The sequence below is a fragment of the Achromobacter spanius genome, assembly GCF_029637605.1.
Taxonomy (GTDB): Bacteria; Pseudomonadota; Gammaproteobacteria; order Burkholderiales; family Burkholderiaceae_B; genus Achromobacter; species Achromobacter spanius_E.
The window spans coordinates 6,370,648-6,385,247 of record NZ_CP121261.1 but is presented as its reverse complement, the minus strand read 5'-3'; the positions used below and the strand labels follow the sequence as shown (position 1 = coordinate 6,385,247).

Here is a 14,600-nt window from a genome sequence, read left to right as displayed (position 1 = left end):
GTCTATGACCTGTTATTTCGCGCGTTCCAGCCCGCGCCGCCGGGCTTATAAGAGCGAGCCAGCAGGCGATTAACCCGGGCGTCGACGAACTCGCCAATCTCCTTGCCAAACTGCTCCCAGCCTGGTGTCGACTCCGATTGAGTTTGCTCGCCGGCTTGAACGTAGATGGACACTTGCACCGGACCGCTCGATCCATTGCCAGCGCCGCCGGCAACTTCGTTCGGAATCTGCGCACGGACGCCTAAGCTTCCGTCCGCCGCTCGCTTCAACGGGAGAATGGCCTCGGGGCCGGCTTCGCCGAACACACCCGCTCCCTTGGCGAAAGCAAACACTTGCGGCGTGTCATAGATGCCGCCCGAATACGCGGAAAGGCTGGGCGACGTATAGACGTTCCCTTTTGCGTTCGCCACACCCCAACCGTTGGATGCAATCAGCGATCCGATGCCGTCGCCACCCGCAGCCTGGACACTGCTCGCCATAGCTTCAGTACCGGCCGCAGCCCCCGAAGCCGCGCCGAACAGCGATCCCGCAATACTCGTGACTAGCCCGAGCATTGCTTGGCGCGCAGCGATCTTTGCCATATCGGCAAGAATGCTCTTTGTGAAGTCCCCGAAATTTGCCTTACCGGTGGTCACGAATGACGCCACCGCGTTTTCCATTCCCGTGAAAAGAGAAGAGAAAACCTGCTGCGATTGCGCCATCAGGTTGGCCGAACCGTCGACCCACTCGTTTACCGCGAGCAGCGCGCCGTTCTTCCAGTCCCCTTGCAAGGCGACACGTTGCTGCATGTACTCGCGCTCGCGCTGCACCTGCGCTTGCATGGCAGCGTCGATCTGCGCAATGCCTTGCTGATACTGCTCGGAATCCAACGCGCCCGCCCCGCCTTCGCGGAGCATCTTGTCGGTGAAACCGTCCTGAATGCGCCTGAAGCGATCCTGCGCCTGATTGACCGAGTCGGCAAACGCTCGATCATTGCTCCCCAACGTCAGCGCGTTCATTTGCCGGCTGACCTGCAAGTCGCGCGTCTCGCGGTAGTTGGCAATGTCCAACTGCGTCGCCCGCAACGCCCCGCGAATCTTGGCCTGGTACTTCTCGATGTCGGTCGCTTCCTGCTGCTGCGACCGCGCAATCTGCGCCTCCAGTTCCTGCACGCGGCCGAGATATCGCTCGCGCTCGGCCAGTTGCTTCTTGCCGCCGGCTAAGTCCGCCTGCTGGCGAACGATCGCCAGTTCATCGACCAGCGCGGCACGCTGCGCAGCAGCTCGCCTGCGTATAAAGTCCTCTTCCGACAGCAGCCCTGCCGCTCGTTGACCTTCCAGTGCGGTTGTTTCTGCACGCAAGCTTTCCTCGCGTAACCGCGCCTGAGCTTGCATTGGGGCCAACTGAGCAGATAGGCCGTTTTGGCCCGTGCTCGATGCGTCCTTGTCTTCGAACTTCTTACGCGTGGCGGATTCGCGCGCCTTGACCGCCTCTGGCGATATCCGCTTGTCGTTGGGGTCAACCGCGCGGATAGCATTTTCCAACCGCAGGTTTTCGGCTAGCGCCAGATTGAGCTGCTTGACCTTGTTGTTTTCGCGGTCGAAGGCGTCCAGCCGTTTGGCTGCGTCGATTGATCCAGCGTTCGCAGCGCCATTCAACCCCTTGACTTGCGCGGTTGCCTCGTCGACACCCTTCTGATCTCGCAGACTCGCAAGCTCAGCCCTGTCCGCGGCGAGATTCATCTCCACTCGCCGTCGGTTATGGGGGTTAAGCGCACCTCGCTGTAGCTTCGTCTCGCGATCGCGAATGCGCTCCTCGACGTCGGCAATCTTGTCGTCGTAAGTGGCGTCACGGCCGAACGCCTTCATTGCCTCCCAGGCGCCGGTCACCTCAGACTTAAGCCCTTTCCACGCGCGCTCCAGCATGCCAACTTTCTGGGTCGCTTCGGAGCCTAGGTAGTCATGCAACGCCTTGGAGGTCGCCTGCATGGCTGCCTCGCGCGCCCCGGTTTCCTCCAGCGTGCGGATGTAGTCCCACTGAGCCAGGCTCATGAAGTTCATTGAGCGGTTATGTTCTTCCGCCCACTTCGTGACCCCCTCCGGCATCCGAGCAAAGTCCTTGGAAATGTCATCCATGGACTGGCCGGATACACGTTGCAGCTCCACCATCGTGCCGCTAAGGCTCTCGATGGTCTGCTTCGTAATTTGACCGGTGCTGACAAGCGCCTCAACCGCCTGCCGGGCATTCCCAAGGCTTCCGCCGCCGAACGACGCGGCAGCCGCGGACATGGCGCGAATATTGCCAGCCGTAACGCCAGCGTAATTGCCCGTCAGCTGTATCGTGCGATTCCAGCGTTGCGCCTCTTCATGCCCCGAATAAGCGGCCAGCGCAAAGCCAGCAACAGCCCCAGCCGCCAGCGTGTACGAGCTGATCAATCCCAGCAGCGTGGTGCCCAGCGCCTTCGCCGCAGGCACGACACCACCAAACATATCCTTTAGCTGGCCGCCCTGTTGGAGCAAGACAGTCATCGGCTGTTGCCCCCCTTGGAGGGAGACAACTATGTCAGTCAGCTGGGCCGGGACACCCCGCATGGCGGCCGCCGTCTGCGCAGCGGAGTTCCCATACTTGTCGAAGGAGCGGCCAGCCACCCCCATCGCAACCTCTTGCTCGCGCAGTCGCGCAATAAGCGGGGCTGCGCGGCTGCCCACGCCAAGCTCAGCGGCTTGCAGCTCCAACAGCTCTGATCGAGTTTTCCCAATCGCGAGCACTTGCCGCTCAAGCGCCTGCACGAACCGCTCAGACGTTTGAGTGAAGGCGCGTCCGCCAGTAGCGGTGGCATTGACCGCCTGATTCATCTGCCCCGCCGCTGCTCCCATTTGGGCGGTGGCGGCGCCCGCCCGCCCCAGAGCGGCTTCCGTCTTGGCCGCAAATTGCGTAGTGGCCGCTTCGGCCGCGCCAAATCCGCGAGTCAAGTCCGCTTCGTTCGCGGTCAGCGTTACGCCAAGGATCTTTTCTGTCATGTCATCCCGCCCACTACCGTGTGCATCTTTTGGCGCTATTGCGCAGCCATGAATACTTCCAGCGCCGCACTTTCCATCGCCCTGATATCCCGGAACGCCTGACGGTGGTCTGAGCCGCTGGGCAATAGCATTTGGATCGTGGCCTGGATCTCGGTGGCCGGGATACCTGCTCGTATCGGCGTTCCCATGGGAGGAACAAACCAAGACCAGCACGTCGCCAGTTGCAGGAACACTTCGAGGATGGGCCAGTTGTCATCGAATACCTCGAAGTGCGTCTCGGATTCGCTGGTCTGTGCCTGCTCCAGCACTTCGGTCGGCGCACCGAGTTTGGCTAGTGCTTCGAGTACGACCGCATCAGCGTCGAATGCACCTGCCGATTGCTCAGCCTTCCCGCCCATGGCCCAATGACGGGCGGCGGCTACGAGTTTTTTTCGCGCACCTGCTGGTGGGCTTCAAAGAAGCCGTTGAACAGAGGTCCAACGATTTCCGGCCAGTCGCTCAACACTTGACCCAGCGACTTCGCGTTAAACGGAATCGCTTCGCCTTGGCTATCGCGAGCGCCCAGCCAGCCCGTCATCTTGTCTTTGATGAACTCCACATCGGTGGAGTACGGCCATTTGGGCGCCGGCTTCGCACGCGCGACAGGCGGACGCCCCAGGCGCTCATTGAGGGCATTGGCCATCGAGTCTTGAAGGTCGGCGACCTGATCCAGCGTATGGCGCTTGTACTGAGCAACAAACTCGATGGCGACGACCTCGCCGTTCTCGTCATGCACCTCAACCTTGATCGGGCACGCAGCGACGGCGCGCTTGGTTGTTACGAATGCCATGCTTATTTCTCCCGGAATGCAAAACGCCCGGGCATGCCGGGCGCAGAGTTGTGAATTTGATGGACTAGAGCTTGTGCGGCTCAGCGGACGATGATTTCCAGCTCGTCGTTACCGGCAACGCCGGGATTCACGTTCATGTCGAGTTCCAACATCGCCACGTTGTCTTGCTCGGAATATGCGGGGTTGGTCAACTGCGAGGCCGGCGCATTGATCTCGACGATGTTGCCCGCCACGGTGCCGTGCGTAATGGAGACCGGGTTTCCGGCGCCGGCCAGGACCATCGTCGGCCAATCGAGCTGGGCAATCGAAGGCAGTTCCAGCGCGATCTTTCCAGTGGGCTGGCGGTCGGTGATTTCCGCGCCCTCGCAGCCGATAAGGGAGCGCCAGACAAGCTGGTTCGCAATGTCGAAGTTCAGCGATTGAAGGCAACCCGAATAAGCACCGAGGGACCATGTCGGCGTGTTCTGCTTGTTGACACCTTTCGGGATCTGGAAGGCGGTGTAATCGACCACCGAAGGATTTGCGCCGTCGGTGATGGGCTGATACGCGCCCATGAAGCGGAAGCGCATGAAGGGAATGCCCTTGGCCGTCAGGTCAAAGGAAACAGTGCCGCGCGCGTCAAGAATCTTGTGGAACAGCCCGTCGAGGTAGTAATGCAGCGTCAGCCGTTCGAAGTTGTCGGATACGGGCAAATACCGTGTGTCGGTGTCTTCCGTGACCGTCTCCGAAAATCCGCAGGCGCGCAGCAGAGGCCCCCAAGCAGGAGCCGTGCCGGCCGTTCCCGAGCCGGCAAGTTCCACCTCGCCCTCAATCTGGGCGTACTGCGTCGTAGCGATCTGCCCCGAATTGCCCATGTACGGGCGCAACAGCGCACGCTCCACAAACTCGGCGGACAAAGGCGTGGCCGTGACATTGCGCAGCAGAATGGCATTCGCGGCGCCGGTCGGCACAGGGTCGGTGCCCGCTGCGGTCTGGATCTTCGCCAGCAGCAAGGTCTTTCGAATCGATTTTGCCATTTATGGCTCCATGTATACCCGGGGGGGGTGGACTCGCGCGGCTTAGCCGGCGCAATCACACGGCCCGGTACGCTCGATGAGCATGCGCTCACCCGTCTCGGGGTCGCGCAAGTAACTGCCGCCCTGCCCGTGGTACTTATCGGGCGTGTCGGCGGAAAGCTGGGCAGGGGCGATCACCTCGGTGTCAGCCCCGGCCTGGTCGGCCACGACTGCGGCCGTGGAGTTCTTCGGTGTGGACATTAATGCTCCCAAGATCGGACGATTACGCGCTAAGGGACTGCTCGTCGGTCTGATACGTGATGCGATAGCGCCTGGTCACGACCTGGCGCCGCAAATCGGCGTTGGCATACTTCGGCTCGTCCGTGCCGAACTCGGCGACCGCAACGACGTTTGGCCCGCCGTAGCCCATCACCAGCGGGTGGGCCGCATCAAACACGGCCTCCGCCAGTTCCAGATGGTCGTCACCGCAGGTATGGACGATCAGGTGAATCTCGCGAACGCGGGTGACGCGGGGCACTGCGATGCTCTCGACGGATTCCGCCCCCAACTGAACGGAAACCACCCGAGGATCTTCTCGGGTGATTGCCCGAACGGGGGATGGCTCCATCACGGCAGGGAAGCCCGCCACCTTCAAGGCCGCCCGCAGTTCTTGAACGTAGGTCAGGGCAAGCGTGGTCATTTCAGCAACTCCAAATGTGCCCGCGTCCAGTACCCGTCGCCGACGGTCACCGGCTCCTGGCGGACACGGTAGCGTTCCCCGGCGATATCCAGTTCGCTGCCGTACTCCAGGCCGGGCGCGTCAGCGGTGGTGAATTCGATTTCGTAATCGGTTGAATGCACCATCGTGGACTCGTCGATCAAACCGGGCCTGTCGAACCTGGCCGGAAACTCGACAAGAGGCACAGAGCCGATCAGCTTGACCGGCTCCCGCATCCCCGCTGCATCGAACGCCTCATCAAAAATGGCGTTGTCCCAGCGCATTGCCATCAAGCCTTCTTCAGCTTGATAACGACGTTGGGGCGAGTATTGATCGTGAGGGGGTTCGACTGCACCTTGAGATCAACGCCGACGCCGTGCTGCAAGATTTCTTGGCTGGCGTAGTACGGAACACCAATCGTATTCACGGCGTCGATGTGGTTTGCCGGAGCAAACTTCGTCTGGAACAGATCGTCGCTGGTGATCGGGATGAGGTAAGCATCGTCCGGCTCAATGAACGAGATACCCCCGACTTTGCCGTAATACTCCTTCCATTCGACGCCCTCGAACATGAAGCCCGAGCGCAAATCCTGGCGCAAGAACTCGCCGTCCTTCCACCGATCAAATGCCTTCTCAACGCTGTCATGACCCGTGAACGCGTCGTAGAAGCCACGGCCCACGACGCCAAGCCAGCCCACGATCACCGCTTCGCCAGCCAGCGCATCTTCCGCTTGCCGCTTGGCATCGATCACCTTTTGACGCACCTTGGTGGACGCAGTCCCCAGCGCGAAATTCACCGTCTTCTGCGTGTAGCCGAAGCGTTGATACAGGTCGAGCAGCACACGCTGGCCGTCGGCATCCAAGATTTTCCCCGTCACGGCGCCCAGGCGGTGGTAACCCAGGGTCACATCAATGGCCTTGCGCAGCTTGTTCGCGCGCTTGTTTACGACGGACAGCATGACTTCCAGTTCCGATTCCGTGCCAAAGGCCCGGACGTTCTGGATTTCATCCGCATAGATCGTGTCGCGCAGGGGCAAATGCAGGGTATTGAACGGGATGAGGTCGCGGCGGTCCGGTTCCAACGAAGCGCCCGGCGAGCCGCGGGGCGCGTCCGCCACGAGGGCCAGCTTGCCGTTCGAACGCTCGATGCTGACGGTCGTCGTCGTCACGCCTTCCTCATCGAACAGGGAGTCGAGCGTGGTCGGAACGGCCTGACCTTCCGGGGAAGCGTTGACCGTGGAGGTGAGCGAACCCAGCTTGAAGGCGTCGTCTTTGAAAATGTCGATATGGGCCATCTATGGCTCCCAAAATAGAAGTGGCCCGCGAGAAGCGGGCCGGAATCAAGAGATAGGGGAACGCGGGTAGATATTCGCTCAGTCGCGAACCACCAGAAACGCCGGGGCAAGATCCGCCCGAGCATCGGCATCCAGTCCCGTCAAGGACCAGGCGGTGATTTCGGCCAATCGCACGATGCCAGTGGCCGACTGCGGAGTATCCGAGGCCTCCGCTGCGCCGTAGAGGACGCAGGCCGCCTTCTCCGTCCCGTCAGTCGCGGCGGGGTCGTAGTTGGCATAATGCTTCGATGCAGTAATCACCCCCAAAACCTGACCGGACGGATAGCCCGTAGCGGTTGCAGCGAGGGTGATCTTTTCGCGCGAAATTTCGCCCGCCCCTTCGGACAGCAAAAATTCGGCGGTGCGGGGCTTTTCTTGCAAGATGTTCATATTCTCTCCAGGAAGGAAGTGACTGCTTACGGCACGCGGCGGCGTGCAGCAGCACGGGCCTCGTAAATGCTGGTTGTGGACAATGCCGGAGCGCTCGACGATGCCGTCGGCTCGGGGCGATGCGTATTGCTGATTTGCTGGTTCGACGCACTTGCTACCGCGTCGAACAGTCGCGCGCGGACCTGATCAACGTCCAGACCCTGGGCCACGAACTCGGCTGCCTTGTCCGGCAATTTGGCCGCCATGCAGATGCCTGCGATCTCTTTCGCCTGAACGACACGATGATTCGCCTGTGTCTCACCGGCTAATGCCCCGCTCATCAGCACGCCTTCGGCAAGATGCGGAATGCCCTCGGCCCGGCAAGATGCGTAGACGTGCTTCAACATGGCAGAAGCGGTGGGCAGGCCCGCAGGCAGTGCGGGGGGCAGCGGAGCGGGATCAGCGGGCGCGGGATCGGCCGGAGCCGGATCGTTCGGCTTGGGGTCCGCGGGTTCTGGGTCCACCGGCTTCGGGGAGGGCGGATCACCGGCCGGAGCCTCACCGTCCACCAGCATCTTCAGCGGCTCGGGCAAATTGGGAAAGCGGGAAAGAAGCTCCCGCGAATTGGTGGACATCGCGATCTTGACCGGCTCTTCGATCACGTCGCAGAAGCCCATAGCCTGCGCGTCGAGGGCCGACAGCCACGTCGTGGCCTCCATCATTTCTGCAATTTTTTCGGCCGGCTGCCCGCTGCGACGGACGTAGGCGGAAATGACACTGTCGAGGATGTTCTCCATCTGCGACACGGACGCCTTCAGTTCCGCAAGATTCCCCCACGCCACCGTAGTCGGCTCGTGGATCATGATTTGCGCGTTTTCCGGCATTTCGATGGTGTCGCAGGCGATGAGCGGCAACGTGGCGGCAGATGCGGCCACGCTGTCGACCCGGCCGACAGTACGTCCGCTGTAGCGACGCAGGGCGTTGTACATGGCAAACGCGTCATACACGCTGCCTCCGCCGCTATTGATCGCCACAACGATTTTCATGCCCGTCGATGCGGCGGCATCCAGTTCTTGAATGAAGTCCGCCGCCGACTTCCCCCAGAATCCGATATCGTCATAGATGCGCAGCTCGACGACTTGCTCGCCCATCCGCATGCCGGGACCGATCGAATAGAAGTTTCCTTTCTTGGCCATATTGGCTCCGTTCATTGATTGAGGGGATCGGGACTGCCGCCCCCATCAAGCCCTGCCGCCTTGCCGGCGGCGGTCGTATGGCGCGGGTCGCTATCGAAGACCAGACCAGCCGCGTCCGCAGTAGCGTTGTCCGCCTGAATCTCGGCATTGACCTGGTCAGGGTCATCGCCCTGCCCCAAGATGACTGACGCTCTGCTGGCAAAGCCCGCGCGGACCTGATCCTTCTTGGCCTGAATGTCTTGCACTGGGTTGAAGTACGGCCAGCCCTGAGGCACCCAGAGGACGCGCAGCCAATCTCTGCGGCGGCGGTGGTAGTCCGGCATCGGGATCGTGCCGGACAGCGCCAAAGCATCAATCCACGCGGCCCAAACGGGGCGGCAAAACTGATGGATGATGCAGTGCCACTGGTGTTGCTCGACAAGGCGGTGGAATTCGTTGACGACTACCCGCAATGCGCGGTCGCTGACACCCCGAAGGTCACCCGTCGCAATCTCGTAGGGAATACCGACAGACGCGAATGCCGCCATCAACTGATGCCGCATGAATCCTTCGTAATTGCTTCCCGCATCCGGGGGGCCGAAAACGTCACTTCCTCCCCCGGAGCAAGGGTTTGCATGGTGCCCGGCTCCATCGAAACTAGCGGAATGCCGTCGTCATCCTGTACATAGTCTTCAGGCCGATTGGTCAGGGGGTTGTTCTGATCCTCATCAGGATCTGGCCGGGTGATAAATCCGGCAAACAGGTTTGACACTTCCTGCCTGTACATCACAGCGTCGTCCAAGCTGTCGATGGACTTCAGCCGCAGCAAAACAGACGCCAATGACGTCACGCCCCGCACCTGCCCAGGGCGCAGGACTGGGAACGCATGCACGACCTGGTCTGCCTGTACAGGCACAAGATCTTGTCCGGTTGCAGGGCGGCCAAACTCTCCCGGATGGCGCCGCCACAGGTGATATGACACCCGCCGCCCAATCGCATCGAACTCGACACCATTCACGACCTCGCCTCCGTTTGGAAGCGAATAGGTGCGCTCGACGGGTAGCTGATCGCCCTCCAGTAATTGAAGCTGTAGAGGCACCGTGAGGCCATCCTGCGGTCGGCGGTGCCGAAAGCGACACAATGACTCGCCGTCAGTGAAGATTGAGCGGGCCGCCAGAGCCTGCATACCGTAGAAATCGAGCCGTCCGTCTGCGTCAGCCTCAGGGCACCAGTCCGCCCACAATTCCTTCAGAAGCCGCCGAACCTCCTTATCCGGGTGCTGCGGGTATGGCTGAATTCCCGTGCCTATAACGTTGCTCGTCCAACGGGTCACGGCAGTGGTAGCCCAGGGATCGTTTCGCACGGCATCCCGTGCGCGCCGACGCTGTAAACCCAGGCCCTGGGCCACCGATGCATTTGGGCCGGCACTGGAAGGATTCCAGTTGCGCGCCCGGCTTCCGGTGGCACTGCCGCTTTCGTAGCTGGAACTCATCTGCGCACTCAAGCGCTGCGGCAGTAACAGGCCAGAGCGCCGATTTCTGGTGTATTTCATCGCAACCCCTTCCCCGCACTACGCACGCGAAACTGGCGCGATTGCCGCTTGCCCTTGTTGAGTTCGCGGGACACATGCACACGCGCCTGCATGAGTTCGTCCATGCTTCGGAAGCGAACGCGCTTGCCGTCGTACTGGACTTCCAACTGGCTGCCGGCGATAGCGCGGTCCAACTTCTCTAGATCGGCCTGGGTGTATGCCATGGACCTGTCCTATTTCTTTGATTTGGTTGCTGGTAGGCGCCCGCCTTACCTCCGACCCTTCAAATAGCTTGAGGGCGCAGCACGGCGACGGGCTGGGCGCGCTGGCGTCCTAGGGGCCGATGCGGGCGAAACTGGCACCGCACGAACTGGCTTAACTGGCTGCGGCACAGTTGATTGCGCCGCTTCGTCGTCATGCTCGGCGGGTGGCGGCAACGCATCCAGCTTGGCCGCCATCGCGTCCCACCAGGCGACGGTCTTGCGAGAAAGGCCCAGGTGCTCAGCAACCCAGAGGGCGTAGACGGCGCAGTCCCACGTTTCCACGCGCTTTCGAATCGCCGTCCAGAGCGTGCGAACCCCGGTAGCAGTCTTGCGCGCCACCCGCACCTCGCCCGAGAACTGTCTAAACCACTCTTCTGACAGATCCGCCGACAAGTGGACATAGCCCGCCCCCGGCGACTCGATAGCCAAGCGGCTATGCAGCAGGTCTTTGGCTAGGTTCGTGCCGACGTGCCAGAGGATGACGCCCTTCTTCAAACGCTTGCCACGCCAGTCAATATCTACCTGGCCGGCGCCATCCTTGATTGCCTTCTCCCCGAAGGGTCGCCCACGTACTGCGAACACCCGGCGCGCCTTGTAGCGTCGCGCGAAGTCATAAACGGCATTCGAATGGTGGCCACCGGAGTCGATGGCGGATGCATAAATGCTCATCTGCTGGCCGCCCTCATGCTGGAAGCGGCGCTCGAACAGGTATTCCGCTACGCTGACCCAGACCTCATCCTCGGCTGGGTTGCCGTGAAAAATCTGGTGATCGATCGTCCACATTTCCTGGCCGCGCCCAAACCCCCAGACGCCGACTTCGACCCGGTTGCCCTGCGTGTCGCAACCTGCCAGCAACAAGGTGCAGCCCATGGGCACCATGTTGTCGCGCTGCCCCGGCAGTCGGTACGCCTCGATCTCCGCGCGCCGCTTGAGTTCGTCGGCCTCGATTTTCTCGATTTCGCCTTCCCAAGCCTGGCCCAGCGTCGTGTTCCAGAACGTCTTTAGCGGCTCGTCGTCGCCCTGTTGCGCCTTGGCATAGGCGTCCTGAAACTCGCGCACCAGCTTCGACCAGCTCACCATCGGGCTGTAAGCGGTCCAGACTTGAAAGGCGACCCGCTTGTGAGCCGGGACGATATCGCCGGCCGCATTGCGGAAAATTCCGTCACGATCAATCGTCGTTCCGTCCGTGCCGTTCCAGAATCCATCCTCCGCCGCGGCCAAGTGCTCGCCCTGAGTCGTCAACACCCCACAATGCGGACACAAGTGGCGGACCGTCTCAGGGTCTCCATTCAACCATTTGAATCCGTGGGGTTCGTCCTTCCCGCCCCAGGTCAATGCGTGATGCTCTCCGCAGTGTGGGCAGGCTATGTGATAGTCGTAGCGCGCATCCGCGCCGGCCGCGCGCTTGTCCATCAGGCAGGTCTCTTTGAGCTTCGGCGTGGACCCGATCACCAGCTTGGGAAAGGTGGCGCCCTCAAGGCGCTTGCTCGCCAGCTGACCGGGGTCGCCTTCACCGTCGATGTTCGAATCAAACGAGCTGAACTCGTCCAGCACGGCAACGCTGATTGACAGGCGCCGATAGTTGTCGCCGGACCGGCCCCCGCGCAGGTGCAGGACGCTGCCGCGAAATTTCTTCACCAGCAGCGTGTTGTCTTTGTGGCGCGCCAGCCGGGCCGGAAAAATCGGATGCATGGCGGTCACGTCCCGCAGCATCGGTTCCAATTCCGTTTTGACGAACTCGTCCCGGGCGCTGTCAGTCGGCTGCCATAGCGCTTGGTTGCGGCGACGGTGTTCGGCGAAGTACCCGAGCGCCGCCAAGACGATTTTTGTGTATCCGACCCGAGCCGACTTGATGACGTCTACTTCGTGGACATCATCGCTACCGATGCAGGCCAGGATCGCGCGCTGGAAAGGCCAAGCCTCCCACCGCTGCTCGACATACGACGATTCCGCCGACAGATAAAAGTGGCGCTCCGCCCATTCCCGCAGCGTCATCGGCTCCGGCGCGCCAAAGGAGGCAAGCCCGCGTCGAAGCGCGCGAGCGACCGCCGCGCGATTGTCTTCTACGAGCATCCCTAGTCCTCATGGTCTTCGTCCGCTTCGATATCCTCCAAGGACAGAGCCGCAACGGCATTGCGCGCCTTGGCTACTTCTCGTCGCAAGATCGTCAGATCCGCATCCGTCAGATTGGGCAACCGGCGTTTCAGGATTGCCGGGATGGCGTCTAGAGTGGCGGCCACCTTCGTGCCAGCGCGCACCAACACATCCTCGAGCACGCTGACCGGGGCAAGCTCGCCCCGCGTGACGGCATTTTCCATTTCCACCTTGTCAGCCTGAGCCGCATTCAGTCGTGCCTTTTCTGCCGCCGGATCAAGACCGGGTGCGTCAGGGTCTTGGTTGCGCCCGGCAGCGGTGTCCCGCAGGTTCCCGCAATAGGCCAGCAGCCAGTTTCCGAGCGTATCGCCCGCGGTCATCACCCCGCGCATCAGCAAGCCACTGATCACGGGCTGCGTGACACCCACCAGTTGCGCGAAGCGCGCCTGCGTTGTCTTCTTGTCCGGGTCAATCATCTTGCGGTCGCCAAGGCGGCGTCCCATGCCGTTGAAAACTCAGCGTCAAACCGCTCGCCATAGACCTCGGTGGCCGTCTCATAGAACGGCAAGCGCGGCGTGTACGTCGGCTGGTCGATAGCCAACAGCACCGGCTTTACATCCGCGCCGTGCGTACCAGTCTTGCGCCAAACGCCAGCCGGCAAGTGCTGGCGGCGATTGCCGCTCATGGACCCCTTGCCGCGGGAAATGAAGTACTGCACGCCGTTGATCTTGCGATAGCCCTCTTTCGAGGCCGACACCTGCGCAATGCGTGCGCGGGATTTGGCACTCGAGTTCGCGCGATAGCCCTGCTCCCCGAAGGCCTCGAAGTACGACAGCAGGCGGACGATCTGACCGCGCGACATATTTCCGTAGGCGTCGAGTTCAGCGCCGGCCGCCGGCATGAGGAAGCTGCCGGCCGGAAGCCCAGATCGTTGCAAAGCCCGCTCCGAGCGCTTGTGACGGCGCGCCCCGCCCAGCACCTGCGGCGAGAGATACCTGTCGGCGCCGATTCCCTTCGCCGTGGCATCGCGGTAATCGATCCTGGCCGACAGGTTCTCTTTTGTCGCGCGGCTGACCCGCAGCGCGTTGAGCGTGTACGGCGTGGGCCTATCAAAGACCTGGCGGCTCTGCTCCACCAGTGCCTCGCGAACCGCTTGAGCCGTTTTGTTGAGAGCCACCGCAGTCGCAAATGGCAATTGCCGCTTCGCCGCGGCGTAGTAGTCCGCGCCAGCGCGGAGCGTGGACGTGAACTTCAACATGGCGACCCCTCAGATATAACCCCCCTCCCCAGAGAAGGAAGGGCGTCGATAACGGGCCATCAGAGGCTAACCCGTTGTTTTTATTGAACCTTGAGCCAAAATTATTATTACCCCCCCTAGCGCACCTCATAACTAGCGAGCGTCCGGGGTTCGAATTACCCTTACGGCACGGATTTCTCCAGGGGCCCCCGGCGTTTTCCCCCTCAGATGCCGTCGATCTGCATCCAGGTTCGAAGCGAAATGCACGCACCCGATCACAGAGGACACACCATGTTGATCTACTGCTACACCCTAACGTCGGACACGAACGGCACGAACCTGATTCAGTATCCGGACTTGCCGGAAGGCGCATCCGTAAGCGAAGGCGAGCACGATCTACAAGCCGACGCATCAGAAGGGCTTGAAGCCGTGGGCGCCAGCAGCGTGACGCTCGGCGCGCTGCCTACCGCGAAGGTCTTTCTGTCAAACGAGATGGTGCGTCAAGGCGTGCTAAAAACCGAACTGGCGCGACGACTCGGCATCCACAACCCAGTTGACCGCCTTCTGGATCTGGCGCACAGTTCAAAGCTCAAAGCGATGGAGGCTGCGTTTCGAGAATTGGGCCGCCGCTTGGCCGCTACTGTTGCCGAATCGAGGTGGTCTATGCGCGTACTTATCGTTGACGATGATTCGGACACCGCCGAGCTGACAGCCGAATGCTTGATGGTGGATGGCGACGTCACCGTCCAGGTCGCCAGCAACGGTGACGCTGCACTACGCGCGGTTGCCGACTTTGCGCCCGATGCAATTCTTCTTGATGTCGATCTCCGTGGCGAGTCGGGCCTTGACTTGGCGCCAGAACTAAAGAGGCTATGCCCGGGCCGGGAACCCCGCATCATCGTATTCAGCGGCACCGTTCCAAGATTAAACTTTGGATCGTTACCGGCAGGCGTAGACGCCTGGCTTGCCAAGCCTGCGCACCTTGCGGAAATTCAAGCGTGTATTACAGGAAAACCCGATTCCACCTGAAGGCGCATCGGCAGCTAAAGTCTGCCCC

The 14,600-nt window shown here is 61.5% G+C and carries 15 protein-coding genes and 1 pseudogene; 1 reads left to right on the top strand and 15 read right to left on the bottom strand.

Annotated elements, in window-relative coordinates; translation table 11 throughout:
- Positions 1 to 2 precede the first annotated feature (2 nt).
- The 15 genes and pseudogenes from P8T11_RS28720 to P8T11_RS28650 all read right to left on the bottom strand — a co-directional run bounded on the left by P8T11_RS28720 (position 3) and on the right by P8T11_RS28650 (position 13,564).
- Positions 3 to 2,999: a phage tail tape measure protein gene (locus P8T11_RS28720; protein ID WP_268078956.1), complete on the bottom strand. Its 2,997-nt coding sequence runs from the start codon at positions 2,997 to 2,999 to the stop codon at positions 3 to 5.
- Between the two features lie 35 nt (positions 3,000 to 3,034).
- Positions 3,035 to 3,397, bottom strand: a complete 363-nt coding sequence (locus tag P8T11_RS28715; protein WP_268078957.1) for a DUF1799 domain-containing protein — start codon at positions 3,395 to 3,397, stop codon at positions 3,035 to 3,037.
- A gap of 20 nt (positions 3,398 to 3,417) precedes the next feature.
- Positions 3,418 to 3,828: a hypothetical protein gene (locus P8T11_RS28710; RefSeq protein ID WP_268078958.1), complete on the bottom strand. Its 411-nt coding sequence runs from the start codon at positions 3,826 to 3,828 to the stop codon at positions 3,418 to 3,420.
- An 80-nt stretch (positions 3,829 to 3,908) separates the two neighbouring features.
- Positions 3,909 to 4,844 (bottom strand): phage tail tube protein, encoded by a 936-nt coding sequence (locus P8T11_RS28705; protein WP_268078959.1) that lies wholly within the window; start codon positions 4,842 to 4,844, stop codon positions 3,909 to 3,911.
- A gap of 42 nt (positions 4,845 to 4,886) precedes the next feature.
- Positions 4,887 to 5,084: a hypothetical protein gene (locus tag P8T11_RS28700; protein ID WP_268078960.1), complete on the bottom strand. Its 198-nt coding sequence runs from the start codon at positions 5,082 to 5,084 to the stop codon at positions 4,887 to 4,889.
- 22 nt (positions 5,085 to 5,106) lie between these two features.
- Complete coding sequence (locus P8T11_RS28695; protein ID WP_268078961.1) at positions 5,107 to 5,523, bottom strand: hypothetical protein; 417 nt, start codon at positions 5,521 to 5,523, stop codon at positions 5,107 to 5,109.
- Positions 5,520 to 5,831, bottom strand: coding sequence for a head-tail joining protein (locus P8T11_RS28690; RefSeq protein WP_268078962.1), 312 nt, complete (start codon positions 5,829 to 5,831; stop codon positions 5,520 to 5,522). The genes P8T11_RS28695 and P8T11_RS28690 overlap by 4 nt, the downstream gene beginning before the upstream one ends.
- A complete protein-coding gene (locus P8T11_RS28685; protein WP_268078963.1) occupies positions 5,831 to 6,835 on the bottom strand; it encodes a major capsid protein in 1,005 nt (334 codons plus the stop codon). Before P8T11_RS28685 ends, P8T11_RS28690 begins: the two co-directional genes overlap by 1 nt.
- A 78-nt stretch (positions 6,836 to 6,913) precedes the next feature.
- Positions 6,914 to 7,264, bottom strand: a complete 351-nt coding sequence (locus tag P8T11_RS28680; protein WP_268078964.1) for a head decoration protein — start codon at positions 7,262 to 7,264, stop codon at positions 6,914 to 6,916.
- A 26-nt stretch (positions 7,265 to 7,290) separates the two neighbouring features.
- Entirely contained in the window at positions 7,291 to 8,439 is a 1,149-nt protein-coding gene (locus P8T11_RS28675) for a head maturation protease, ClpP-related (protein WP_268078965.1), read from the bottom strand.
- 11 nt (positions 8,440 to 8,450) lie between these two features.
- Positions 8,451 to 9,970 (bottom strand): annotated as a pseudogene (locus P8T11_RS28670) (phage portal protein).
- Positions 9,967 to 10,173 carry a phage head-tail joining protein gene (locus P8T11_RS28665; protein ID WP_100856701.1) on the bottom strand — a complete coding sequence of 69 codons (207 nt, stop codon included), beginning with the start codon at positions 10,171 to 10,173 and terminating at the stop codon, positions 9,967 to 9,969. Before P8T11_RS28665 ends, P8T11_RS28670 begins: the two are co-directional and overlap by 4 nt.
- Positions 10,174 to 10,218: 45 nt before the next feature.
- Positions 10,219 to 12,285: a phage terminase large subunit family protein gene (locus P8T11_RS28660; RefSeq protein ID WP_268078968.1), complete on the bottom strand. Its 2,067-nt coding sequence runs from the start codon at positions 12,283 to 12,285 to the stop codon at positions 10,219 to 10,221.
- Positions 12,286 to 12,287: 2 nt separating this feature from the next.
- A complete protein-coding gene (locus P8T11_RS28655; RefSeq protein WP_268078969.1) occupies positions 12,288 to 12,782 on the bottom strand; it encodes a terminase small subunit in 495 nt (164 codons plus the stop codon).
- Entirely contained in the window at positions 12,779 to 13,564 is a 786-nt protein-coding gene (locus P8T11_RS28650) for a hypothetical protein (RefSeq protein WP_268078970.1), read from the bottom strand. The genes P8T11_RS28655 and P8T11_RS28650 overlap by 4 nt, the downstream gene beginning before the upstream one ends.
- 270 nt (positions 13,565 to 13,834) lie before the next feature.
- On the opposite strand from P8T11_RS28650, the gene P8T11_RS29155 reads away from it, so the two are divergent.
- Complete coding sequence (locus P8T11_RS29155) at positions 13,835 to 14,572, top strand: response regulator (RefSeq protein ID WP_326494511.1); 738 nt, start codon at positions 13,835 to 13,837, stop codon at positions 14,570 to 14,572.
- Positions 14,573 to 14,600: the final 28 nt, after the last annotated feature.

Coding starts and splice junctions, on each gene's coding strand:
- P8T11_RS28675 (WP_268078965.1), bottom strand. CDS start 8,439: ATGGCCAAGAAAGGAAACTTCTATTCGATCGGTCCCGGCATGCGGATG.
- P8T11_RS28705 (WP_268078959.1), bottom strand. CDS start 4,844: ATGGCAAAATCGATTCGAAAGACCTTGCTGCTGGCGAAGATCCAGACC.
- P8T11_RS28690 (WP_268078962.1), bottom strand. CDS start 5,831: ATGGCAATGCGCTGGGACAACGCCATTTTTGATGAGGCGTTCGATGCA.
- P8T11_RS28710 (WP_268078958.1), bottom strand. CDS start 3,828: ATGGCATTCGTAACAACCAAGCGCGCCGTCGCTGCGTGCCCGATCAAG.
- P8T11_RS29155 (WP_326494511.1), top strand. CDS start 13,835: ATGTTGATCTACTGCTACACCCTAACGTCGGACACGAACGGCACGAAC.
- P8T11_RS28660 (WP_268078968.1), bottom strand. CDS start 12,285: ATGCTCGTAGAAGACAATCGCGCGGCGGTCGCTCGCGCGCTTCGACGC.
- P8T11_RS28685 (WP_268078963.1), bottom strand. CDS start 6,835: ATGGCCCATATCGACATTTTCAAAGACGACGCCTTCAAGCTGGGTTCG.
- P8T11_RS28715 (WP_268078957.1), bottom strand. CDS start 3,397: ATGGGCGGGAAGGCTGAGCAATCGGCAGGTGCATTCGACGCTGATGCG.
- P8T11_RS28650 (WP_268078970.1), bottom strand. CDS start 13,564: ATGTTGAAGTTCACGTCCACGCTCCGCGCTGGCGCGGACTACTACGCC.
- P8T11_RS28695 (WP_268078961.1), bottom strand. CDS start 5,523: ATGACCACGCTTGCCCTGACCTACGTTCAAGAACTGCGGGCGGCCTTG.
- P8T11_RS28665 (WP_100856701.1), bottom strand. CDS start 10,173: ATGGCATACACCCAGGCCGATCTAGAGAAGTTGGACCGCGCTATCGCC.
- P8T11_RS28680 (WP_268078964.1), bottom strand. CDS start 7,264: ATGAACATCTTGCAAGAAAAGCCCCGCACCGCCGAATTTTTGCTGTCC.
- P8T11_RS28655 (WP_268078969.1), bottom strand. CDS start 12,782: ATGATTGACCCGGACAAGAAGACAACGCAGGCGCGCTTCGCGCAACTG.
- P8T11_RS28720 (WP_268078956.1), bottom strand. CDS start 2,999: ATGACAGAAAAGATCCTTGGCGTAACGCTGACCGCGAACGAAGCGGAC.
- P8T11_RS28700 (WP_268078960.1), bottom strand. CDS start 5,084: ATGTCCACACCGAAGAACTCCACGGCCGCAGTCGTGGCCGACCAGGCC.